Raw genomic sequence first — 22144 nt, forward strand, 5'->3', positions numbered from 1 at the left:
ACGGCGGTCAAGATGGCAGGGGAAAGCGGATGCCTGGATTTTCGCAGCGCGCGGATGGAAGACTGCGCCCTGGAATTCTCTGCCTTGCGGCGATGGCCCTGGCCGGCAGCCTCGTCTTGAGTCCCGCGACCACCGCCCTCGCCCAACAGGCCGCCCCGGCGAAGATTCCGGTGGGCACCGTCTCCGCTGAAAAGCGGCCGATCGAGAAAACCGCCGATTTCGTCGGCCGCATCGAAGCCGTCAATCGCGTCGACATCCGCGCACGCGTCACCGGATACCTCGAAGAAGTGCTCTTCAAGGACGGTGCAAACGTCAAGGAAGGCACACCCCTCTTCCGCATCGAGCGCCCCCCATTCGAAGCAGCCGTCGAGCAGGCCCAGGGCGCTCTGGAACGCGCGCAAGGCGCTTTGCAGAACGCGACAGTGCAGCGGCAACGCGCCGAAGACCTCCTGCGCACCAGCGCAGGCTCCGTCGCCGTCCGCGACCAGCGTGTCGCCGATGAGAAGGGAGCGCTGGGCGATCAGACGACGGCCGAGGCCAACCTCAAGACTGCGCAGATCAATCTCGGCTACACCGAGATCACGGCGCCGATCTCGGGCCGGATAGGCCGGACCAAGTTCACCAAGGGCAATGTCGTCGGCCCCGACAGCGGCGTGCTGGCGCAGATCGTCAGCAGCGACCCGATGTACGTCAACTTCCCGGTCAGCCAGCGCGAGTTTCTGGGGCTGAAGACGAACTCGGTCGCGGAACTGAAGAACCCTCCCTCCGTCAGTCTCAGATTTGCGGACGGCAGCACCTATAACTACAAGGGCCGCGTCGACTTCGTCGACGTCTCGGTCGATCGCTCCACCGACACGGTCCTGGTGCGCGCGGAGGTTCCGAACCCGGACGGAAAGCTCATCGACGGCACGCTCGTGCGCGTCACCGTCCAGGCCGACAAGCCCGAAGAGAAGGTTCTGATCCCGCAATCGGCGCTGATCGCCGATCAGCAGGGCCCCTATGTCTTCGCGGTCGAGGACGGCAAGGCCGTGGTCAAGCGCATCAAGATCGGCGCCGAGGTCGGCGCCGATGTCGTCGTCGAGCAGGGCCTCGTCGGCAACGAGCAGATCGTCGTCGAAGGGCTGCAGAACCTGCGGCCGGGGACGCCGGTCCTGGCTTCGCCCGTGCCTCCGCCGGTCGGCCGGAGCTGAGCCATGTTCACCTCCGTCTTCGTCGACCGGCCGCGCCTGGCCATCGTCATCGCGCTCGTCACCACGATCGCCGGCCTCTTGTCGCTCTTCGCCATCCCGGTGGCCCAGTATCCCGACATCGTGCCGCCGCAGGTCTCGGTGACCGCCTCCTATCCCGGCGCCTCGGCGGCGGTGATCGAGCAGACCGTGGCCCAGCCGCTCGAAGCCCAGATCGTCGGCACCGACAAGATGCTCTACATGAAGAGCGTCAGCGGCAATGACGGCAGCTATTCGCTGCTCGTCTCCTTCGAACTGGGAACCAACCCGGACATCAACAGCGTCAACGTCAACAACCGCGTGCAGGTCGCGCTGTCGAAGCTGCCCCAGGACGTGCAGCGCAACGGCGTGACGGTGAAGAAGAAGTCCTCGGCCCTGCTCGGCGTGATCGCGGTCTATGCGCCGAAGAACACCTACGACACGCTGTTCGTCTCGAACTATGTCACGATCAACCTGCTCGACTCGATCCGCTCCACGCCCGGCGTCGGCGACGCCGCACTGTTCGGCGCGCAGGATTATTCGATGCGGGCCTGGATCCGCACCGACAACCTGACCGGCCTCAATCTGACGACCGGCGATATCATCAGCGCGATCCAGTCCCAGAACACCCAGGCCGCCGTCGGGCGCATCGGCGCCCGCCCGATCGCGGACGATCAGCAGCTGCAGCTGAATATCCAGACCAAGGGCCGGCTGACCTCGCCGGAGGAGTTCGGCAAGATCGTGCTGCGCACCAATCCGGACGGCTCGATCCTGCGGCTCTCCGATGTCGCGCGGCTCGAGCTCGGCGCCGCCAATCTCGACCGCGACACGCGGCTGAACGGCGGCCCCGCGGTCCTGATCGGCGTCTACCAGTCACCCGGCGCCAATGCGATCGCCGCGCTCGACGCCGTCAAGAAGACGGTAGGCGACCTGTCGAAATCCTTCCCGGAAGGGCTCGACTGGAAGGTTACCTACGACCCGACGGCCTTCGTCACCGCGACGATCCACGAGGTGCAGAAAACGCTGCTCGAGGCCTTCGTCCTCGTCGTCCTCGTCGTCTTCCTGTTCCTCGGGAACTTCCGGGCAACGCTGATCCCGACGGTCGCCGTTCCGGTCAGCCTCATCGGCGCGTTCGTCGTCCTCAACGCCATCGGCTACTCCGCCAATACGGTGTCGCTGCTGGCCGTGGTTCTCGCGATCGGCATCGTCGTCGACGACGCGATCGTGGTGATCGAGAACGTCGAGCGCGTGATGGAGGAGCATCCGGATCTGACCCCGGCGCAGGCGACCAAGAAGGCGATGAGCGAGATCGTAGCCCCGATCATCGCGATCACGCTGGTGCTACTCTCGGTCTTCGTGCCGGTCGCCTTCATCCCCGGCATCTCCGGCGAGCTGTTCCGCCAGTTCGCGGTCACGGTGGCGGTGGCGATGGTGCTCTCGGCCATCAATGCGCTGACGCTGTCGCCGGCGCTCTGCGCCGTGCTGCTCAAGCGCCACGAAGGGCCGCGGCACGGGCCGATCGCCCGCCTCATGCGCGGGATCGACTGGGTACGCGACCGCTACGGCTCCGCCGTCGCGCGGCTCGTGCGGGTCTCCGCCATCAGCCTCGTGCTGACGGCGGCCTTCGGCGCCGGCATCTATGCGATGAGCCGCATAACGCCGACCGGCTTCCTGCCGGACGACGACCAGGGCGCCTTCTTCATCGTCGCCCAGCTGCCCGACGGCGCCTCGATCGGCCGCACCTCCACGGCCATGGCCCAGGTCGAGAGCATCCTGAAGACCGAAAGCGCGATCGCGGATTACTCCACAGTCATCGGCCTCAACTTCCTCGACAATTATTCTCAGCCCAATGCCGCCTTCGTCATGATCTCGCTGAAGCCTTTCGATCAGCGTCCGAGCCGCGAGGATTCCGCAGAGGCGATCATCGCCCGGCTGTCGCAGAAGCTGCGGGCGGTGCGCGAAGGCAACGTGGTGGCGCTCGCCCCGCCGCCGATCATCGGCCTCGGCAGCGGCGGCGGCTTCAGCTACGTCGTGATGGACATGGGCACGTCCGATCCGAAGGCCCTCGCCCGGGCGCTGCGGGGCCTCACGATCGCGGCCAACCAGGATCCGCAGCTGCGACGGGTCTTCTCGACCTTCTCGGATTCCGCCCCGTCGATCTATCTCGACATCGACCGTGACAAGGTCCAGATCCTCGGCGTCGAGCTGAACAACGTCTTCCAGGCCCTGCAGGCCTCGCTCGGCGGCTACTACGTCAACGACATGAACCTGTTCGGCCGAACCTGGCAGGTGCAGGTCCAGGCGGAAGGGAGCGACCGCGCCTCGGTCGACGACATCTACCGCATCAATGTCCGCAGCCGCAGCGGCAACATGATCCCGCTACGCAGCTTCGTCGAAGCCAAAGTCGTGGTCGGCCCGCAGGCGCTGATCCGCTACAACAACCGCCTCGCCGTGACCCTGCAGGGCTCGCCCGCGCCCGGCGTCTCGTCCGGCGCAGCCCTTGCCGCCATGGAGGCCGTTTCGGCCAAGACCTTGCCGGCGAACTATCGCGGCGCCTGGACGGACGTATCGTTCCAGGAGAAGCGGGCGGAGGGACAGACCGGGATCATCCTCGCCTTCGCCCTGCTGTTCGCCTATCTCTTCCTCGTCGCGCTCTACGAGAGCTGGACGATCCCGATCCCGGTCCTGCTCTCGGTCGCGGTCGGCCTGCTCGGCGCCTTCGTCGCGATCGTGGTCGCCGGTTTGACGCTCGATCTCTATGCCCAGATCGGCATCGTCGTGCTGATCGGCCTTGCGGCGAAGAACGGCATCCTGATCGTCGAGTTCTCCAAGGAGATGCGCGAGAAGGGGCATCCGTTGCTGCATGCGGCCACGGAAGGCGCGCGCCTGCGCTTCCGCCCGGTGATGATGACCTCCTTCGCCTTCATCCTCGGCTTGCTGCCCCTCGTCATCGCCGAAGGGCCGGCGATGCTTGCCAGGCGCAATGTCAGCACGCCCGTCTTCGGCGGCATGCTGGCGGCCGCCTGCATCGGCATCTTCGTGATCCCGGCGCTCTATGTGGTCTTCCAATCCTTGCGCGAGCGCCTGCGCCCCTCGACCCGCCCCGAGGAGAAACCACCGGAGGCGGTCATATAGATCGGGGGCAGTAGCTGAGCGATGGGCGTCCAGCAGGAGCCTCCCAAAACGGCCATCGCGAACCCTTCGCCGCCTGGCTCGTCAGAGATGCCAGAAGGCTTTCGAGCCAGTTGCCGCTCCGTGGCGGCGCGAGTGGTTCGCGAGACCGCTCAATGCGGCGGTGAATACGATCTCCTCGATCGACAGATCGAGAAAGACCAGAGGCAGCGGGTTTGAAGCAGACGCCCATCGCCTGCCGGGCGTTATCGGATTCCATGGGTCAACCCGCCCGATGTGTGACCGATCCCGAGTGATCCCCGGCGCCTGCGTGGGCGACTCTCAACCGGGGAGACAAATGCGCCCGCGCAGCCACATGCGCGGCGGAGATGCCCAAAGCTCATGCGCTGGAGGTCATCTGCCGTCCATATCTCCTTAGCGCCAGAACGGTTGAAGCGCGATCAGCTCGCCCTGCGCCTCTACGGCGGAGGCGAGCAGCTTCTGCTCCTTCGCCTCGACATCGGCCAGCGCCAGACCTGCGGCGAACTGGACGGAACCAACAGCATCCGAGCCCACCACGCGCTCCAGAATCTGCTGGCCGGCAGCGATGTCATTGAGCCCACCGAGGCTGCTCTGCAGTTTCGCAAAGGCCGATGCGAAGGCCTTCTGGAATTTGCGCTCCTTCTTGCCTTCATAGAGGCTGGCGAAGAACTCGGCACCATAGCGCAGCTTCTTGGCCGCGATGCGGAGCTGGTGCCGCTCCTCGATGCTCAATGTCGCGAGGTTCCGGCCACGCTTCTCGACCTGCCGCCTGCGCTTGTCGAGCACCCCCGACGCAAAGGGACGCGCGGGCTGGTCGCGCTCGGCGCCGCCCTGCCCGGACAGCCACGGCCCGGCGTTGATCCAAGCGACCAGATCGATCAGGAAGCGCCGCCACTCCTCCGAACGCAGCGTCCAGACCACCGCGAGATAGGCTTCGGCACACTGGCTCTGGAGATGCTTTTCCAAGCTCAGGAGCTCGGCATGATCAGGATGCCGGGACATCTCCGCAGGCAGCGTTTCCGTGAGAAAGACATCGAGGTTGCGGGTGCGCCCAAAAGGCTGCGAAAGGCGCTTCAATTGCGCCTTGATGCCCTCGAACCGATCGTCGGCCAGCAGATCCTTGAACAGTGACATGGCCGAGCGGAGTCTGCGGATCGCGACGCGCGCCTGATGCAAGGCGTCGACATCGTGGCGGCCAAGCAGAACGTCCTCGTTCAGCCGCAGCTGGCGCAGGCAGCCATGGGCGATGGTGCGGAATGCGTCAGCAGCCGACATGTCGTCCGACAAGACGATCGGCTCGGCCCTGTGAGCCCGATCGCCTTCCCCATCGATCAAGCCGAATCCGCGCTCAGCCTTGCTCACGACGCCGAGACGCACGGGCACGCGCTCGCAGATTTCACGCGCCAGAGTGAAGAGGTCTCCGGCTGCTCCCTTCTTCAGCTCGAGCTCGATCTCGCTGATCGCCTCGGCGTCCGAACCATTCTCCGCGCAAGGATTTGTCACAAATCCCTGGTCCAGCGCGATCTCGATCTGCGAGCTCCCCTGGCTGACCAGGCAAGTGGCGCGTTCGACCGAAACGGTGAACAACGGGGCGAGCTTCGCCTTCCTGCCGAGCAGCTTCGCCAGCGGTGTCCTGCGCAGGGCATCGCGATCGGGCTCGGGACCATCGACCGGCTCCTCCCATTCGCGCCGCTCGATCAGCCCGTCACCACCTGCCTTCACCGTCTGGACGTGGCCATCACCGGTTTGCCTCACCCGCAGAACGTAACCGCAAGCCTGCAGCAGGCGCTCGGAGGTGTCGAAGTAGACCGACTCCAATTGATCCGTGCTCCGTGCCTCAGCGGCAAGACGTGGCCACTCTCGCAACGCAGCCAGGTCGGACGGCTCGCAAACCAGCTTCAGCTCGACTTCCTTCGGATCGCTCATGCTTTGGCCCCGACGATCTCAGCCAAGACAAGAATGGGAGAAGGAGCTTATCGCGTCAGCCGGCTCGTGACGATGAGGAAGGTCAAATCGGCGACGGGCCCTAAGGCACAATACTCAAGCCAGCCCAGTCCCCATCCAGCAACGAAAGCAGGCCGAAAGGGGCGCCGCGCTTTTTGGGTGCGGTTTCCGACGGGCGTTCCAAACGCCCCGCTTCGCGCGCTCAGCCGAGGCAGGTCACACGGGGGCGGGAAGCACTGCCCTCAGCCGCGCACGCGAGCATCGGTGACGCGGAGGCCGCCCCGGCGGTTCTCCCATGTGATCGCCCCGTCACGCGGTCGAGCGCCGGCCGGGGCGATCGTCAGGCCGAGCCCCGAACCGCCGGTCCGGCGACCGCGCGATCCCGCGAACCGACGAAGGGGTCGAGCACGCACTCCAACCGCGCCGCGACATCCTGCAGGTAGCCATCCTCATGCCAGCGGCCGACGAGCTGGAGGCCGATCGGCAGCTTGTCGCGGCTGAAGCCGCAGGGGAGCGACAAGGCCGGATGGCCCGTAAGGTTGAACGGGAAGGTGTAGGGGTACCATGCGCCGCGGATCGTCCCCGCCGGCTTGCCTGCGATCTCGATCGGGCCGAGCGGATCGAGGCCGACCGGCAGTGCCGGTGCCGACAAGGTCGGAGAGGCGATCAGGTCGAAGCGCGAGAGGATGTCCTGCACCTTGGCGAAGCAATCGGTCCGCGCGAACTGGGCCTGGCAGAGTTCGGCGGCGCTATAGGCGCGGCCGGCCTCAATCGTGGCGAGCAGCGTCGGATCGAGCTTCTCCGGCGTTTTCTCGGCATGGCCGCCAAGCCGTGCCAGCAGCAGCGAGCGCAGGAAGACGAGGAAATGCGGCTCGAGCGAAACCAGATCGAGCTCGATCGGCTCGACGACCCAGCCGAGCGCTTCCGCCCGTTTCATGGTCGCGACGACCGCGGCCTCGACATCCGGATCGAGGATATTGCCACAGCGCAGGAGGAAGCCGATGCGCGGCTTCTCGCCTTCGCCGAGCCGGCGCTCCGGGAAGGTCGGCGCCTGTCCGTAGGGGTCGCGCCGGTCGGGGCCGCGCAGGACGTCGAACATCAACCGCGTATCGGCGACATCACGCGCCATCGGCCCGACGAAGGAGTTGGCGCCGAAGAGATCTGGAGCCTGCAGGTTGGGAATGGCACCCAGAGTCGCCTTCAGGCCGACGACCCCGCAGCAGGCGGCGGGAATGCGGATCGAGCCGCCGCCATCGCTGCCGAGGGCGAGCTGGCCCATGCCGGCGGCGACCGCAACCGCGGCGCCGCCCGAAGAGCCGCCGCAGGTATGGGCGTGGCTATGCGGATTGAGGGTGCGGCCGAAGAAGGGACCCTCAGTGAAGGGCTTGTGACCGAACTCCGGCGTCGTCGTCTTGCCGATCAGAATGGCGCCAGCGGCCCGTGCGCGGGCGACCGCGACCGCATCGGCCTTCGGAACATTGCCGGCAAAGAGGGCCGAACCCTGCGTGGTCGCGACGCCCTCTGTATTGGTCAGGTCCTTGACCGAGAACGGGATGCCGTGGAGCGCGCCGAGCGGCTCGCCGCGCATCACCTTCGCTTCCGCCTCCTTCGCCTCGGCGCGAGCCCGCTCGGCGCAGACGGCCATAAAGGCGTTGAGCCCCGCGTCCTCCTCGATACGGGCAAGCGCGGCCTCGACCGCTTCGACCGGCGAGACGGTCCTGGCCCGGATCGCGGCAGCGAGATCGACAGCGGAGAGATCGGCGATATCGGTCATGGCTGTCCTCAGATCATCCAGCGGCCGCCATCGATCAGCAGCGTCTGGCCGGTGACGTAGCGGGCATCGTCGCTGGCCAGGAAGGCGACGCAGCCGGCGACATCCTCCGGCTCGGCGATGAAGCCGGCCGGCGTCGTCGCCTTGATCTTCTCGATCACCGCCGGCGTCAGCCTGTCATGGGCGCGGGTGCGGATGGCTCCGGGCGCGACCGCATTGACGGTGACGCGATGCGGCGCGAGCTCGCGGGCGAGCGAGCGGGTGAAGCCGATGATGCCCATCTTGGCGGCAGCGTAATCGGTGAGGCCGGCGTCGCCGACGAGCGCCGCGTCGCTCGACATGTTGACGATGCGCCCGCCGCGCTCGCGCATGGAGGGCACGACGAGGCGGCTCATCCGCATCGCGGTGAAGAGCGAGACCTCCAGCACGAAACGCCAGACGTCTTCCTGCGACTCGTGGAACGGCGCGGCGCGCTCACGCCCGCTCTGGCCGACATTGTTGAAGAGGATGTCGACAGGGCCGAAGGCCGCGACCGTGCGGGCATGGAAATCGGCGAGCACGGCCGCATCGGTGCAGTCACCGGCCATGGTCAGAAGGCTGTCGTCCGGCTGTCCAGCGAAGCTCTCCGCGAAGCCGTCGGCCTCGCGGTCGACCACGGCGACCTGCGCGCCTTCGTCGAGGAAGCGCCGTGCCGTTGCCGCACCGATGCCGTGTGCCGCACCGGTGATGGCGACGACCTTGCCGGTGAAGCGTCCGCTCGTCATGGCCGGCTCCCTGTTCCTGTCATACCGACGGCTCTCGAGATGAACCGATGCCGATTTGCCGTCATTGCGAGCGCAGCGAAGCAATCCAGCAGCGGCAGAGCTCTACGTCCCCCTGGATTGCTTCGCTGCGCTCGCAATGACGACAGGTCGGTTTCGAGGGCCATTGGGATCAATGGAAGGTCCGGCCGCCATCGACCGCGATGGCCGTGCCGGTGACATAGGAGGATTCCGCGCTCGTCAGCCACAGGATCGCGGCGGCGATCTCCTCGGGCGACGCCACGCGCTGGAGCGCATAGCGGGCGCGCACGGCCTCATAGGCCGCGGCGGGATCGGGCGCAGCATCGATGCTGGTGCGGAACAGCTCGGTCTCGACCGCGCCGGGGCAGATCGTGTTGACGCGGATGCCGAATTCCGCCGCCTCCATGGCGAGCGCCTTGGCCGCCATCTGCAAGCCGGCCTTGGAGGCGCAATAGGCGGTGCGATGCTTCAGCGGCGAGAGGCCGGCGCCCGACGAGACGTTGACGATGGTGCCGCCGCCCGCCGCCTTGAGATGCGGATAGGCAGCCTGCGCCACCAGCATCGGACCGGTCAGGTTGACCGCAATGATGCGATTCCAGTCGGCGAGCGCCATGGCCTCGATATCGGCGATAAGGTCGATCCCCGCCGAGTTGACGACGCCGTCGAGGCCGCCGAGCGCTGCAGCAGCTTTGGCGACGGCCGCGCCGACTGAAGCGGGATCGGACACATCGACCTCGAAGATCGCAAGCTTGTCTGCCTCAAACCTTTCCGCCAGCTGCGCCAGCGCCCTGGCGTCACGGTCGAGGGCTGCCACATGCGCGCCCTCCTTGACGAAGCGTTCGGCAGTGGCAAGGCCGATGCCCTTGGCCGCGCCGGTGATCAGGATGCGCCGGCCGGCGAGCGGGCCACTCATGCCTTGGCCTCCGTACGCGCCTTCTCGAGGCCGGGGCGCATGTCGTCGACCATCTCGTCGCAGCGGCCGATCCAGACATTCGGATGCTTCAGCGCGTGCTCGATCAGCCCTTCCAGCGCCTTGATGCGCGAGGGCTGGCCGATCATCTCGGGATGCATGCCGACCATCATCATCCGGTCCTCGGCATAGAGCACGTCGAACTCGCCCTTCCAGGCTTCGAGCAGGGCCGAGGGCGCCTGCATCGTGCGGCCGGGCAGCACGATCGAGTACTGGAAGAAGGGCGCGTCATCGAGCACCCAGCGGAAGGGCAGTTCGACGATCTTCGTCTCCTTGCCCTCGACCGTATGGAGATAGGGCGAGTCGTCGTCGAAGAAGTTGGAGGAATAGTCGAAGCCGTATTCGACCAGCATCGGCATGGTGATCGGGCTGATCTCGGCCGCCGGCGAGCGCCAGCCGCGGGGCGCCCGTCCGCTGACGCGCTTGATCGACTGGTACGCCTTCTCCATCTCCTCGCGCTCCTCTTCGGGCGAGAGGTTCAGGATCCAGGTGTGGCTGTAGCTGTGGTGGGCAAGCTCATGGCCGCGCTTCAGGATCTCCTCCATCAGCCACTCGCGCTGGTCGATGACGACGCCCGGCACGAAGAAGGTCGCCTTGATGCCATAGCGGTCGAGCAGGTCGAGCACGCGCCCCGTGCCGACCTTCCAGCCATAGGCGCCCTGCGACATCAGGATCGGCCGGTCGGCATAGGCCGGGTCGCGACCGGTCCACATCGTCTCGGCGTCGAGATCGAAGGTCAGGAAGAGCGGGAAACCCTTGGAGGTCAGCGGCATGAGATCACGTCCGATTGAAAGGAAACGCGGGCGGTCGGAGCTGGTGCGTCATTGCGAGCGCAGCGAAGCAATCCAGGGGGACTGGGTTGGACGCCTCGCCAAGTCCCCCTGGATTGCTTCGTCAGCAGCGCCTCCTCGCAATGACGGTTTGGTCGATCCATCGCCGTCACACGAAGCGGTGGAAGCCGAAGCGGCGCTCGGCAAGGAGAAGCACGATGCCGGTGGCGAGGATGAGCAGCGTCGAGACGGCGGCGACACTGGGATCGATGCCCATTTCCACCGAGGAGAAGATCAGCACCGGCAGCGTCGTCTGGCTGGCGCTGATCAGGAAGATCGTGACCGGCACGTTGTCGAGCGAGGTGATGAAGGAGAACAGCGCGCCTGCCACCAGCCCCGGCGCGATCAGCGGCAGCGTGACGAGGCGGAAGGCCTCGAAACCGCTCGCGCCGAGCACGCGCGCGGCCTCCTCGACGGCAAGGTCGAGACCCGACAGGCTCGCCAGCGCCGAGCGCACGACATAGGGCACGGTGATGACGACATGGGCCATCAGCAGGCCGACGAGCGAACCGCGCAGGCCGCTCATGCTGTAGAACTGCAGCAGCGCGACGCCGACGACCACCGCAGGCATCACGAGCGGTGCCATGAGGAACGAGGTGATCGCCTCCGAACCCGGCAGAACCTTGCGGAACAGCGCATAGGCCGCCGCGACGCCGAGCAAGAGCGAGATCAGCGTCGAGCCGCAGGCCAGGATCAGGCTCATGCGGATGGCGGAGAGGTAGGCCGGGTCGCTCAGCACCTTGCCGAACCAGGCGAGCGTCAGCCCCTGCGGCGGGATGGTCAGGTAGGAGGTCGTCGAGAACGCCGCCAGCACGACGACGATCACCGGCAATTGCAGGAAGGCGACGACCGCGAAGGCCGTGGCCGTCAGCCCCCAGCCGGGGCGGTTTTCGGCAGCTTCGCTCATGCCATGCCCGCCCAGCGTTTGGTCAGCCGGCTCGACAGCCAGATGATCGCCACCGCCATGAAGGTCAGCGCGAAGGAGAGCGCCGAGCCGCTCGGCCAGTCGAGAAGCTGCATGTACTCGTCGTAGATCAGCGTCGCCATCACCTGATAGGTCGGCCCGCCCAGCATGCGCGGCGTCACCAGCGCGCTGATGGTCAGCACGAAGACGAGGATCGAGCCGGCGAGGATGCCGGGCGCCGAGAGCGGCAGCGTCACCGCCATGAAGACATGGGCGCGGCTGGAGCCGAGGGTCGCCGCCGCGGCTTCGACGTCGCGCGGGACGTTGCGGATCGCGGCGACCAGCATCAGCACCATGAAGGGCAGGTAGATATGCGTGAGCCCGATGAAGAGGCCGATGAAGTTGAACAGCAGCTTCACCGGCGCGCCGATCAGGCCGAGCTGCATCAGCAGATTGTTGATGAGGCCGCGATTGGCGAGCAGTGCGATCCAGCCGAAGGAGCGCACCACGAGATTGAGCAGCATCGGGAAGATGACGAGCAGGATTAGCGGAACGCGCCAGCGCTCGGGGCCGCGTGCGATCAGATAGGCCAGCGGATAGCCGAGCAGCAGGCAGATCAGCGTGACGGACAGGCCTAAGCCCAGCGTGCGCCAGACGACCTCGCGATAATACTCGTCGGTGATGATCCGCGTGTAGTTCTCGAGCGTCCAGGCACCTTTGATGAGGCCGGCTCCGGGCTCGTAGACGCCGAAGCTCATCGGCAGCAGCATCAGCACCGGCACGAGGAAGAACCCCGCCAGCACCAGCAGCAGCGGCGCGATCAGCAGGAGCCCTTGCCGCCGCGACATCATGGCGTGGAGCCTTCGGGCGGCATCGCGAAGACGGCAGCCGGGTCGATGGCGAGCGCGACGGGCGCGCCTGTAGCCAAAGCCGCCTCCGGTCCATGCGATGCGGTCTCGGCGACGATCTCGACGCCCTCGGCCAAGCGAACGACGTATTGCACCCGCGCCCCGCTGAAGGAGCGCAGCACCACCTCGCCGGCGATCTCGCCGGGCCGGGCCAAGCCGCCGCGAATCGCCACCGCCTCCTGCCGGATGACGACATCGACCTTCGCGCCGGCCGGCTGGTCGATGCGCGCCGCGGGAATCGCGACGCCGCCAACGGCAAGACGCCCGCCAGCCGCCTCCCTCATCGCGACGGAGCCGGCGAAGCGGTTCGGCTTGCCGATGAAGCTCGCGACGAAGCCGGTCGCCGGGCGGTGATAGATATCTTCCGGGGTCGCGAATTGCTGCATCACGCCCTTGGCCATCACGCCGACGCGGTCCGACATCGATAGCGCCTCGCCCTGATCATGGGTGACGAAGAGCGTGGTGATGCCGAGACTGCGCTGCAGTCGCTTCAATTCGATCTGCATCTCGTCGCGCAATTGCGCATCGAGATTGGACAGCGGCTCGTCGAAGAGCAGCACGCGCGGATGCGGCGCCAGCGCGCGGGCGATGGCAACGCGCTGCTGCTGGCCACCGGAGAGCTGGCGTGGATAGCGCTCACTGAGGGCGGCGAGCCGGACCATGCCGAGCGCTTCCCTGACGCGCTTGTCGAGCTCGGCGCCGGCGATCTTGCGACGGCGCAGGCCAAAGGCGACGTTCTCGAACACGGTCATATGCGGAAACAGGGCATAGGACTGGAAGACGAGGCCGAGCCCGCGCTTGTTGGGCGGCAGGGCCGTAACGTCGTCGCGGCCGATCAGGATGCGCCCGCGGCTCGGCTCGACCAGCCCCGCAACCATGCGCAGAATCGTGGTCTTGCCGCAGCCGGAAGGGCCGAGCAGCGAGACGAATTCGCCCTCGGCGATCGTCAGGGACGCGTCCCTGACGACTTCGACCTCGCCATAGGACTTTCCCAGCCCCTCGAAGGTCAGCGAACCCATCGCCCATCCTCTCCCGGTGAAGCGTGGCTCAGCGCGCGACTTCGCGCTGCCAGCGGCGCGTCCAGGTCGCGCTGTTCTTGGCGATCACTTCCGGATCGACGAACCAGGCCTTCTCCAGGCTCTCGCCATTCGGAACGATCTTCTTGAGCTTGTCCGAGAGCTGAACCTTGCTGTTCACCGCGCCGATATAGGCACGCTCCGAGAAGCAGCCCTGACCCTCGGCCGAAAGGATCTGATCGAGGAACTTGTAGGCGAGCTCGGTCTTGGCCGAGCCTTTCGGGATGATCACCGCCGGCAGGATGCCGACCGCGCCCTCCTTCGGGTAGGCAACGGCGAGCGAGAGCCCCTTGTCGATCGCGACGCCGGCGCGATCCGGGTACCAGGGCGCGATGGCGATCTCCTCGCGCTCGAACAGCGACAGGAGCTGGTCGGCCTGGGTGTAGAGCACGGCCGAGCCCTTCGCGATCGGCTTGATCGCGGCAATGCCGGGGTCGATGTTGTCGAGGGTGCCGCCCTTGAGCTTGTTCAGCGCGAGCAGGAACTGCAGGCCCGCCGTGCCGCTGATATCGCCGATAGCGTATTTGCCGGCATAGGCCGGGTCGGCGAGGTCGAGCCAGGAGGTCGGCGGCGTCTTCACCAGCTTCGGGTTGTAGACGAGCGTGGTCGCGCTCACCATGGCGACGACGTAGTTGTCGTCCTTGCCCCAGGCGGTCGGGATCACATCGGCGGCGTTCTTCAGCTTCTTGCGGTCGATCGTCTCATTGAGCTTCTCGTTGGCGGTCTGCGCCGCCAGCGAGTTGTCGATATAGACGATGTCCATGTCCGGCTTGCCGGCGGTGGCGCGCAAGGCCGCAGCGAATTGCGAGGAGTTGCCGAGCTTCAACGAGACTGTCGCGCCCGTCGCCTTCTCGAAGGCCGCGACGTGACAGGCCTTGACGTTGTCGGCGAAGGAACCGCCGAAGGCGCCCACGACAAGTTCCTCGGCCTTGGCATTCGAGGCGAGTGCGACGCCGAGGGCGGCGATGGCAGTCGCATGACGAAACATCTGACGCATGATTGCTTGTTCCCGTCTGTTGCCGGTGGCGCTGTGCACCGCTGTCGGCGCGCTTTCCTTCGGTCGACGGAATTCCCCTCCCATCGGCCGGACGGGAGCATGACATGGCTCGATTTGTCTTTCAAGAAAGATAAATGAAAGATATCTTGAGCTGGCAGTCGCGACGTCGCATGCTTGCATCGCGCGCTCCGCCGTGGTCGGAAAGGGCTGTTCTGGAGGATCTGAATGCGCAACGAGGCAGCGCGAAACCTGACTTTCGAGACGCCCGATGCGCTCTGGCAGAACGACCGCGTCGGCGCGGGCATGCAGCGCTGGCGGCGCGAATTCCCGGAAATCGACTGCTCCGGAAAGGGGATCGTCGGCCGGCTCCTCCATCTCAACGAGGTGTTTCAGACTGCGATCAACCGCAGCCTCGCGCGCCATAGGCTGAAATACCCGGCCTTCGCCGTGCTTGCGACGCTGCGCGTGCAGGGCCCGCCCTACCGCATGTCGCCCAAGGCCTTGCTCGATACGCTGATCCTGACCTCCGGCGGGCTTTCGAACCTGCTCCGCCGTCTGGAGAAAACGGGCCATATCCGCCGCATGGCCGATGAGAGCGACGGCCGCGGCGTCATCGTCGAACTCACCGAACAAGGCCGCCTTCTGGTCGAACCGGCCATGCGGGACCATGCCGAGACGGAGCGACGCCTCGTCGCCATGCTGCCGCCGAGCGAGCAGGCGCTGGTGGCGGGCGCCCTCGGCAAGATGATGCTGGCGAACCGCTGAGCGGGGCGGCAGCAGCCGGCCCCGCTCGCACAGCAAGTGCTCCGTGAGTCAGCCCGCGCGACGGAGACTTCCGTCAGATGCAGGCGGCTCAGCGGATCGGCGGCGCGTATTGCAGGCCGCCATTCATCCACAGCGCGTTCTGTCCGCGCGCGATCTTGAGCGGCGACTGCTGCCCGAGATTGCGCTCGAAAACCTCGCCGTAATTTCCCGCCGTCTTGATGATGCGATAGGCCCAGTCGTTATCCAGCCCTCGCGGTGTTCCCGGCCTTCGACGTCGATGCCGAGACGGCCTGGCTGCAATACGACGCCAAGAACACCGACCGGCTGGTGACGCTTTCTTTCGGCGGCTACGAGGAGCGCGTCGGCGTCCCCAAGATCCTCGAATACCTGCGCTCGGTCGAGATCAAGGCGACCTTCTTCATTCCGGGCTGGGTGGTCGAGGTCCATCCCCGAATGTGCGAGGCCATCGTCAAGGACGGGCACGAGGTCGGCCATCACGGCTATTCGCACAAGCGCCCCGAGCCCGGCGACTTCGCCGCCGACAAGGAGGAGATCGACAAGACGCTCGACATCTTCAAGCGCATCCTCGGCGTGACACCGGTCGGGTACCGGGCGCCTTCGGGCGAGAACTACGACGAGCTGCTCGGCTATCTCCGCGAGAAGGGCATCGTCTATTCCTCCTCCTTCCGCGACGACATCCGCCCCTATCGGCACACGCTGCGCGACGGCTCGAAGGGCCCTGTCGAGCTGCCGGTCAACATGTCCTTCGACGACTGGCTCTACGGCCTGTCGCAGCGCTTCAGCCCACGCCCGATGTTCCCGAAGGAGCATGTCCTGTCGATCTGGAACGACGAACTCGGCCAGACGCGCGAATGGGGCGGCCTCGTCTCCATGGTGATGCACCCGCAGGTTTCGGGGCGCCCGATGCGGATCGGCATCATGCGTGACTTCCTCGCCCGCGCCCGCGGCTATGGCGACGTCTGGATCGCCACCGGCAAGGAAATCGCCGAGCATTTCCTCGCGCAGGAAAAGGCGGCGGGCTGAATCCAGCCATCGACGCTCCGCCATCATCCCGGGCGAAGGGAAGCGGAGACCCGGGATCCATGCCGGAACGGTTCAGGCATGGATCCCGGATCAGCGCGGCTTCGCCGCTTGTCCGGGATGACCCGAGGTCGAGAATTCAGCGAGCAGGCAACCCAGCCATGACCACCCGCATCCGCAACGCCGACATCGTCATCGCCTATGATCCGGCCGCCGACGACCATGTCTATCGCCGCAATCTCGATGTGGTCTTCGACGCGAGCGGCATCCTGCATCTCGGCGAAGGCTACACGGGCGAGGTTACGCGCGAGATCGACGGCAGGGGCTTCATGGTCATGCCCGGCCTCGTCGACATCCACTCCCACCCGTCGAGCGAGCCCGGCAACAAGGGCATGACCGACGAGGTCGGCACGCCGAAGCTCTACAATTCCTCGCTCTACGAATTCCTCTGGCTGTTCCGCGCCGATGCCGAGGGCATCCCGCATCTCAACCACGTCGCCTGGTCGGAGCTGCTGATGTCGGGCGTCACCACGCTGGTCGACCTCTCCTTCCCGAGCGATGGCTGGCTCAGACCGCGCGGCGGCGAGCGGGCTGCGCATGGTGATGGCGCCGATGTACCGCAACGGCCGCTGGTTCACCCGCAACGGCTACACGGTCGAGGAGCTAAGCAACCAAACAATCCAGGGGGACTGGGTCGAACGCTTGAATCCAGTCCCCCTGGATCGCTTCGCCGCGCTCGCAATGACGGACCGGAGGCTGGCTTATGATTTGCTGAACGAATAGTGTGAGCACACTCTATTCGGGGCGATCATATGAACCTCCGCCAGATCGAGCTTCTGCGGGCCGTCGTCCGCTGCGAGACGACGGTTCGCGCCGCGCAGGAGCTGGGGCTGTCGCAGCCCGCGGTCAGCAACGCGATCAAGCATCTCGAAAGCCAGGTCGGCTTCCCGCTGTTCGAGCGCGTCAACAACCGCCTGTTCCCGACGGCCGAGGCACGTTCGCTCTACAAGGATTCCGAGCCGATCTTCGCCCTGCACGCAGCCTTCGAGGCCCGGGTGCAGGACATCAAGGAGAACCGGGCCGGCCATATCCGCATCATCGCGACGCCCCCGCTGGGCTACGGCGTCCTGCCCGCGGCGCTGCGCAACTACCTCGCCAAGCGTCCGAAGGTGCGGGTGTCCTTCGACGTCCGGCGCTTCGAGCATGTCCTGGAGAGCGTCGAGAACGGAACCGCTGAGCTCGGCTTCGTCATGGGGCTGGATGACGATCGCGGGCTCGATGCCGAGACGTTCTTCACCGGCAGCATGGTCTGCGTCATGCGCCCCGACCATCCCCTGGCCTCGAAACCGACGATCACGCCGGACGACCTGCGGGAGGTGCCCTATATCGCCCTCGAACAGGGAACCCGCATGGGCACCATCGTCCGCCGGGCCTTCGCCCAGGCCGATGTGCCGTTCCGCTTTTCGGTCGAGGTCCGCTACTGCAACACGGCCTGCGTGCTCGCGGAAAACGGTGTCGGCGTCGCCGTGGTCGACCCCCTTTCTCCCGTCTTCAGCGGCCATTACGACCTGGCCATCCGCCCCTTCTCCCCCGCCTCCGAGGTGATGGCTTCGGTCGTGCGCTCACGCAAGCGGCCGATCTCGCGCGCAGCCGACGCCTTCCTGCGCGAGGTCAGGCTGATCGCCGCCGAAACGGCCGCCAAGCTCGGGCAGGGCTGAACACGCCCGTACTATTCAACGCGCGAATGTCACCCCGGAAATCCGCATAGACAGCGCCATTGTCTGGCCGCGCGGGCTGGCCCAAGGTTTCCCGGCTGCCTCCCGGCGGCAAATATCATAAGACGACGCGCATGCTCGATCATCGCCGCTTCAAGGCCGGGCGTGTGACAGGGCTGCGCCCACACCCGACCGGACCGACATGACGGCCACCGCCAGGACGCCCCACGCCGAAACGGCCATCGCCGCGGCCGTTGCCGCGCAGCGCGGCTGGGTGGAGGCTCTGTTCGAACGGCTGGCGGCCGGCAGCCGCGACGAGCCCGGCATCACCCGCGACACCTATGGCGCGGGAGAGGATTTCGGCCACCGCCTGCTTATGGAGCACGGCAAGGCGCGGGGGCTCACTGTCACCCACGACTTCGCCGCAAACACCTATGTCACCCTGACCGGCCGCGACGCCGTGGCTCCGCGCATCCTGATGGGCTCTCATCTCGACAGCGTGCCGCATGGCGGCAATTTCGACGGCGCAGCGGGCGTCATCGCCGGGCTCGTCGTCATCGAGACCTTGCGCGTACTGGGCATCCAGCCGCGCTGCGACGTCACGGCAATGGGCGTGCGGGCCGAGGAGAGCGTCTGGTTCCAGGTCTCCTATATCGGCAGCCGCTCGGCGCTCGGCACTCTGCCTGATGGAGCGCTGGAGGTCAGACGCATCGATGATGGCCGCGCGCTCGCCGCAAGCATCGACGCCTGCGGCGGCAACTCCGCGGCGATCCGCCGGCGTGAGCGCCATCTCGATCCCGCCGCGATCCGCGCCTTCCTCGAAGTCCATATCGAGCAGGCGCCCAGTCTGGTGGAATCAGGCCTGCCGGTCGCGATCTGCACCGGCGTACCGGGCAATTTCCGTTACCCCAACGCGCGCATCTTGGGGCGGCACGACCATGTCGGGACACCCCGACGCTTCCGCCGCGACGCCGCCATGGCCGGCGCCGAATTCGCCATGCGGCTCGACCGGCTCTGGCAGGAAGAGGAAGCCGCCGGCTTCCCGATGGCGGTCACGCTCGGCCGCTTCCATACCGATCCGGCCGTCCACGGCCTGACCACGGTTCCGGGCAGCTTCGCCTTCAGCCTCGACGTGCGCGCCTACGATGCCGCCGTGCTGGAACGGGTCGAGGCGAAGATGCTGGCCGCCATCCGCGAGATCGAGACGCACCGGCGCGTGACCTTCGAGCTCGGCACGCGCGCCAGTGCCGCCGTCGGACCGGTCGACCCCGGCATCGCCGCAGGGCTGGAAGCCGCCGCCGCCCGGCAGAGCATCGCGACCATGCCGCTCGGCAGCCCGGCCTCCCATGACTCCGCCGCCTTCGCCGCGGCCGGCGTGCCGATCGCCATGCTGTTCGTGCGCAACGAGCATGGCAGCCACAATCCGCTGGAGGCAATGGAGATCGACGACTTCCTTGCCGCCTGCGCCATCCTGGCCGACTGGGTGGCGAGAGAGGTCGCCTGAGCCGGTGAGCAATGCCATGCTAAACGATCTGCCCATCATCTCCGGATTCCGCCGATGAGCCGCCGCCCCCGCATCCTCGTCATCAACCCCAATTCGAACGAAGCTGTCACCGAAGGGCTGCGGCAGGCGCTTGCGCCCCTCGCCTTCGCCGAGGGACCGGAGCTGGTCTGCGAGACGCTGACCGAGGGCCCGATCGGCATCGAGACGCAGGAGCATGTCGAGAGCGTCGCCCTCCCCCTGCGCCGCCGGATCGAGACTGCCAACGGCGTCGACGCCTTCGTCATCGCCTGCTATTCGGACCCCGGCCTCCATGTCGCCCGCGAGGGTACAGCGAGCCCGGTCTTCGGCATCGCCGAATGCGGCGTGCTCACCGCCTTGACGCGGGCGGACCGCTTCGGCGTCATCGCGATCAAGTCGCGCTCCATCCCGCGCCATATCCGCTATCTCCGCCAGATGGAGCTGATGGACAGGCTTGCCGGCGAGCGACCGCTCGAAATGTCTGTAGCTGAAAGCGCATCCGGCGAGGGCACGCTGCAGCGGATGATCACGGTCGGACTCGAACTCCGGGACGAGGACGGCGCCGGCGCCATCGTGATGGGCTGTGCCGGCATGGCGCGTCATCGCCGGCCGCTGGAGGATGCGCTGGGCATACCGGTGATCGACCCGACGCAAGCTGCGGTCGCCATGGCGATCGGCACCATTATGGTGCGCTGAGAAGGACGAGGACATATGACGGCTAACTACGATCTGGTCATTCGCGGCGGCACGGTCGGCTCCGCGACCGGCAGCTTCCGTTCCGATGTCGCGATCAAGGACGGCAAGATCGCCGCGCTCGGCCAGGGCCTCGCGCCGGGCACCCGCGAAATCGACGCCAGCGGCAAGCTCGTCCTGCCGGGCGGCATCGACACCCATGCCCATGTCGAGCAGGTCTCGGCCGGCGGGCTGCTCAATGCCGACACCTTCGAGAGCGCCACGGCTTCGGCGGCCTTCGGCGGCAACACGACGCTGATCTCCTTCGCCGCCCAGCATCGCGGCCTCGATCTCCGCAAGGTCGTCGATGATTATTCGGCCCTCGCCCGGCGCGGCGCGCTGATCGACTACGCCTTCCATCTCATCGTCGCCAATCCCGACGCCAAGACGGTCCAGCAGGATCTGCCGGCGCTGATCCGTGAGGGCCATGGCTCGATCAAGGTCTTCATGACCTATGACCTGATCAAGGTCGACGACGAGCCGCTGCTCGATTTGCTGCTGACCGCCAGGCAGAACCGCGCGCTGGTCTGCGTACACGCCGAGAACCACGGCATGATCTCCTGGATGGGCAGGAAGCTCGTCGAGAAGGGCTATGTCGCACCGAAATACCACGCGATCAGCCATCCCCGCGGCTCGGAGGCCGAGGCCTTCAACCGGCTGATCACGGCCGCCGAATTGCTCGACGTGGCCGTCATGATCTTCCACGTCTCGACCGCCGAGGGAGCGCAAACGATCCGCGATGCGCGCGGTCGCGGCCTCAAGGTCTTCTCAGAGACCTGCCCGCAATATCTCTTCCTGACCCGGCACGATCTCGACAAGCCCGGCCTGGAAGGCGCGAAATGGATGTGCTCGCCGCCGCCGCGCGAGCAGGCGGATCAGGATGCGCTCTGGCAGGCGCTGGCGCTCGGCGACATCCAGACGGTTTCCTCCGACCACGCGCCCTATCGCTTCGACGAGACCGGCAAGCTCTCGGCCGGCCCGAACCCGAACTTCAAGCAGATCGCCAACGGCCTGCCGGGCCTGGAGACGCGATTGCCCCTGCTTTTCGACGCGCTGGTATCGAAGGGGCGGCCGGAATTCGCCGGGCGCGGGCTCGAGGCCTTCGTCGACCTGACGGCGACGGCGCCGGCCAAGATCTACAACCTCCCCGGCAAGGGCGCCCTGCTCCCCGGCTACGACGCCGACATCGCGATCTGGGACCCGCAGAAAGCGGTGACCATCACCGACGAGGCGATGCACGACCGCACCGGCTTCACGCCCTTCGCCGGCCGCAGCGTCACCGGCTGGCCGGAGCGTGTCCTCGTCAGGGGCGCGGAGGTCGTGGCTGACGGCGCGCTGCACGGGAAGCCCGGCACCGGTCGCTGGCTGCGCCGCGAGGGCGGCTGGGCGACGGAGCCGACCGGACGCCTTGTCGCCGATATGGACCCGCGCTCGAATTTCGGCGCGGTATTGCTCGACTGACACGCAGCATGCCGGCCGCAATTTTCGGCGGCCGGCGTTTTGAGCTGGAATGCGCTCAGGGTTGCATGGCCCGGAGCGCACTGGTCCAACCCCGGCACCGGCCGCATCCGCGTGTCGTACCCCACGCGACGCAAGCGCGCGAAGTGTTCAGTCGTTGAGGCGCGCATCCCTTCGGCAGAACTGGACGACATTTGAAGGAGACGGCACGCTCTCAACATGGCTTGCAGCGTCCAAGACGAGCTCAATCGCCTTTCGTAGACGCTCGTCTTCAGGATTTTTCTCGGTAACGCAAAGCAAGGCGCATTTGAGAAAGATGACGCACTGGTCGTGATTTGGGTTGATATGCTGCGTCATGTTCATGGCCAGCT

Annotated in this window: 19 protein-coding genes and 1 pseudogene; 9 read left to right on the plus strand and 11 right to left on the minus strand. The window is 66.6% G+C overall.

What is annotated here, in order from left to right; translation table 11 throughout:
* Positions 1 to 29: 29 nt before the first annotated feature.
* On the plus strand, positions 30 to 1190 hold the full coding sequence (locus AC1DNE_RS19535) for an efflux RND transporter periplasmic adaptor subunit (protein WP_476766764.1): 1161 nt from the start codon (positions 30 to 32) through the stop codon (positions 1188 to 1190).
* Positions 1191 to 1193: 3 nt separating this feature from the next.
* Entirely contained in the window at positions 1194 to 4340 is a 3147-nt protein-coding gene (locus AC1DNE_RS19540) for an efflux RND transporter permease subunit (protein WP_476766763.1), read from the plus strand.
* Between the two features lie 411 nt (positions 4341 to 4751).
* Here AC1DNE_RS19540 and AC1DNE_RS19545 read toward each other — a convergent pair whose 3' ends face one another.
* The 9 genes from AC1DNE_RS19545 to AC1DNE_RS19585 all read right to left on the minus strand — a co-directional run bounded on the left by AC1DNE_RS19545 (position 4752) and on the right by AC1DNE_RS19585 (position 14540).
* On the minus strand, positions 4752 to 6284 hold the full coding sequence (locus AC1DNE_RS19545; protein WP_476766762.1) for a CYTH and CHAD domain-containing protein: 1533 nt from the start codon (positions 6282 to 6284) through the stop codon (positions 4752 to 4754).
* A gap of 358 nt (positions 6285 to 6642) precedes the next feature.
* Entirely contained in the window at positions 6643 to 8076 is a 1434-nt protein-coding gene (locus tag AC1DNE_RS19550; protein ID WP_476766761.1) for an amidase, read from the minus strand.
* An 8-nt stretch (positions 8077 to 8084) separates the two neighbouring features.
* Positions 8085 to 8837, minus strand: coding sequence for an SDR family NAD(P)-dependent oxidoreductase (locus tag AC1DNE_RS19555; protein ID WP_476766760.1), 753 nt, complete (start codon positions 8835 to 8837; stop codon positions 8085 to 8087).
* Positions 8838 to 9006: 169 nt separating this feature from the next.
* Complete coding sequence (locus AC1DNE_RS19560; RefSeq protein ID WP_476766759.1) at positions 9007 to 9768, minus strand: SDR family NAD(P)-dependent oxidoreductase; 762 nt, start codon at positions 9766 to 9768, stop codon at positions 9007 to 9009.
* A complete protein-coding gene (locus AC1DNE_RS19565; RefSeq protein ID WP_476766758.1) occupies positions 9765 to 10598 on the minus strand; it encodes a polysaccharide deacetylase family protein in 834 nt (277 codons plus the stop codon). Before AC1DNE_RS19565 ends, AC1DNE_RS19560 begins: the two co-directional genes overlap by 4 nt.
* Before the next feature lie 166 nt (positions 10599 to 10764).
* Positions 10765 to 11562, minus strand: coding sequence for an ABC transporter permease (locus tag AC1DNE_RS19570; RefSeq protein WP_476766757.1), 798 nt, complete (start codon positions 11560 to 11562; stop codon positions 10765 to 10767).
* Positions 11559 to 12410 (minus strand): ABC transporter permease, encoded by an 852-nt coding sequence (locus AC1DNE_RS19575; RefSeq protein ID WP_476766756.1) that lies wholly within the window; start codon positions 12408 to 12410, stop codon positions 11559 to 11561. The genes AC1DNE_RS19570 and AC1DNE_RS19575 overlap by 4 nt, the downstream gene beginning before the upstream one ends.
* Complete coding sequence (locus AC1DNE_RS19580; RefSeq protein ID WP_476766755.1) at positions 12407 to 13486, minus strand: ABC transporter ATP-binding protein; 1080 nt, start codon at positions 13484 to 13486, stop codon at positions 12407 to 12409. Before AC1DNE_RS19580 ends, AC1DNE_RS19575 begins: the two co-directional genes overlap by 4 nt.
* Before the next feature lie 28 nt (positions 13487 to 13514).
* On the minus strand, positions 13515 to 14540 hold the full coding sequence (locus tag AC1DNE_RS19585; protein ID WP_476766754.1) for an ABC transporter substrate-binding protein: 1026 nt from the start codon (positions 14538 to 14540) through the stop codon (positions 13515 to 13517).
* Positions 14541 to 14765: 225 nt separating this feature from the next.
* Here AC1DNE_RS19585 and AC1DNE_RS19590 point away from each other — a divergent pair, with 225 nt between their 5' ends.
* Complete coding sequence (locus AC1DNE_RS19590; protein ID WP_476766753.1) at positions 14766 to 15305, plus strand: MarR family winged helix-turn-helix transcriptional regulator; 540 nt, start codon at positions 14766 to 14768, stop codon at positions 15303 to 15305.
* 88 nt (positions 15306 to 15393) lie between these two features.
* Here AC1DNE_RS19590 and AC1DNE_RS19595 read toward each other — a convergent pair.
* A pseudogene (locus AC1DNE_RS19595) lies at positions 15394 to 15567 on the minus strand (amino acid ABC transporter substrate-binding protein); the annotation flags it as partial.
* Here AC1DNE_RS19595 and AC1DNE_RS19600 point away from each other — a divergent pair.
* From AC1DNE_RS19600 to hydA, 6 genes are all read left to right on the plus strand, one after another.
* Positions 15561 to 16349: a polysaccharide deacetylase family protein gene (locus AC1DNE_RS19600; RefSeq protein ID WP_476766752.1), complete on the plus strand. Its 789-nt coding sequence runs from the start codon at positions 15561 to 15563 to the stop codon at positions 16347 to 16349. The pseudogene AC1DNE_RS19595 and the gene AC1DNE_RS19600 overlap by 7 nt on opposite strands.
* Before the next feature lie 158 nt (positions 16350 to 16507).
* Positions 16508 to 17113 (plus strand): amidohydrolase family protein, encoded by a 606-nt coding sequence (locus AC1DNE_RS19605; protein ID WP_441472719.1) that lies wholly within the window; start codon positions 16508 to 16510, stop codon positions 17111 to 17113.
* A gap of 45 nt (positions 17114 to 17158) precedes the next feature.
* Complete coding sequence (locus AC1DNE_RS19610) at positions 17159 to 18064, plus strand: LysR family transcriptional regulator (RefSeq protein ID WP_441472718.1); 906 nt, start codon at positions 17159 to 17161, stop codon at positions 18062 to 18064.
* Between the two features lie 199 nt (positions 18065 to 18263).
* A complete protein-coding gene (locus tag AC1DNE_RS19615; RefSeq protein ID WP_441472717.1) occupies positions 18264 to 19565 on the plus strand; it encodes a Zn-dependent hydrolase in 1302 nt (433 codons plus the stop codon).
* 54 nt (positions 19566 to 19619) lie between these two features.
* On the plus strand, positions 19620 to 20279 hold the full coding sequence (locus tag AC1DNE_RS19620) for an aspartate/glutamate racemase family protein (RefSeq protein WP_441472716.1): 660 nt from the start codon (positions 19620 to 19622) through the stop codon (positions 20277 to 20279).
* Between the two features lie 15 nt (positions 20280 to 20294).
* Positions 20295 to 21776: a dihydropyrimidinase gene (hydA, locus tag AC1DNE_RS19625; RefSeq protein ID WP_441472715.1), complete on the plus strand. Its 1482-nt coding sequence runs from the start codon at positions 20295 to 20297 to the stop codon at positions 21774 to 21776.
* Positions 21777 to 21923: 147 nt separating this feature from the next.
* Here hydA and AC1DNE_RS19630 read toward each other — a convergent pair whose 3' ends face one another.
* Positions 21924 to 22136 carry a hypothetical protein gene (locus AC1DNE_RS19630; protein WP_441472714.1) on the minus strand — a complete coding sequence of 71 codons (213 nt, stop codon included), beginning with the start codon at positions 22134 to 22136 and terminating at the stop codon, positions 21924 to 21926.
* Positions 22137 to 22144: the final 8 nt, after the last annotated feature.

The sequence above is a fragment of the Allobosea sp. 05L423 genome (assembly GCF_056397745.1).

Bases quoted from the DNA above. Each gene is read 5' to 3' on its own strand.
- hydA (WP_441472715.1), top strand. From the start codon at position 20,295: ATGACGGCTAACTACGATCTGGTCATTCGCGGCGGCACGGTCGGCTCC.
- AC1DNE_RS19615 (WP_441472717.1), top strand. From the start codon at position 18,264: ATGACGGCCACCGCCAGGACGCCCCACGCCGAAACGGCCATCGCCGCG.
- AC1DNE_RS19555 (WP_476766760.1), bottom strand. From the start codon at position 8,837: ATGACGAGCGGACGCTTCACCGGCAAGGTCGTCGCCATCACCGGTGCG.
- AC1DNE_RS19550 (WP_476766761.1), bottom strand. From the start codon at position 8,076: ATGACCGATATCGCCGATCTCTCCGCTGTCGATCTCGCTGCCGCGATC.
- AC1DNE_RS19545 (WP_476766762.1), bottom strand. From the start codon at position 6,284: ATGAGCGATCCGAAGGAAGTCGAGCTGAAGCTGGTTTGCGAGCCGTCC.
- AC1DNE_RS19580 (WP_476766755.1), bottom strand. From the start codon at position 13,486: ATGGGTTCGCTGACCTTCGAGGGGCTGGGAAAGTCCTATGGCGAGGTC.
- AC1DNE_RS19585 (WP_476766754.1), bottom strand. From the start codon at position 14,540: ATGCGTCAGATGTTTCGTCATGCGACTGCCATCGCCGCCCTCGGCGTC.
- AC1DNE_RS19605 (WP_441472719.1), top strand. From the start codon at position 16,508: ATGACCACCCGCATCCGCAACGCCGACATCGTCATCGCCTATGATCCG.
- AC1DNE_RS19590 (WP_476766753.1), top strand. From the start codon at position 14,766: ATGCGCAACGAGGCAGCGCGAAACCTGACTTTCGAGACGCCCGATGCG.
- AC1DNE_RS19620 (WP_441472716.1), top strand. From the start codon at position 19,620: ATGAGCCGCCGCCCCCGCATCCTCGTCATCAACCCCAATTCGAACGAA.
- AC1DNE_RS19630 (WP_441472714.1), bottom strand. From the start codon at position 22,136: ATGAACATGACGCAGCATATCAACCCAAATCACGACCAGTGCGTCATC.
- AC1DNE_RS19610 (WP_441472718.1), top strand. From the start codon at position 17,159: ATGAACCTCCGCCAGATCGAGCTTCTGCGGGCCGTCGTCCGCTGCGAG.
- AC1DNE_RS19565 (WP_476766758.1), bottom strand. From the start codon at position 10,598: ATGCCGCTGACCTCCAAGGGTTTCCCGCTCTTCCTGACCTTCGATCTC.
- AC1DNE_RS19535 (WP_476766764.1), top strand. From the start codon at position 30: ATGCCTGGATTTTCGCAGCGCGCGGATGGAAGACTGCGCCCTGGAATT.
- AC1DNE_RS19560 (WP_476766759.1), bottom strand. From the start codon at position 9,768: ATGAGTGGCCCGCTCGCCGGCCGGCGCATCCTGATCACCGGCGCGGCC.
- AC1DNE_RS19570 (WP_476766757.1), bottom strand. From the start codon at position 11,562: ATGAGCGAAGCTGCCGAAAACCGCCCCGGCTGGGGGCTGACGGCCACG.
- AC1DNE_RS19540 (WP_476766763.1), top strand. From the start codon at position 1,194: ATGTTCACCTCCGTCTTCGTCGACCGGCCGCGCCTGGCCATCGTCATC.
- AC1DNE_RS19575 (WP_476766756.1), bottom strand. From the start codon at position 12,410: ATGATGTCGCGGCGGCAAGGGCTCCTGCTGATCGCGCCGCTGCTGCTG.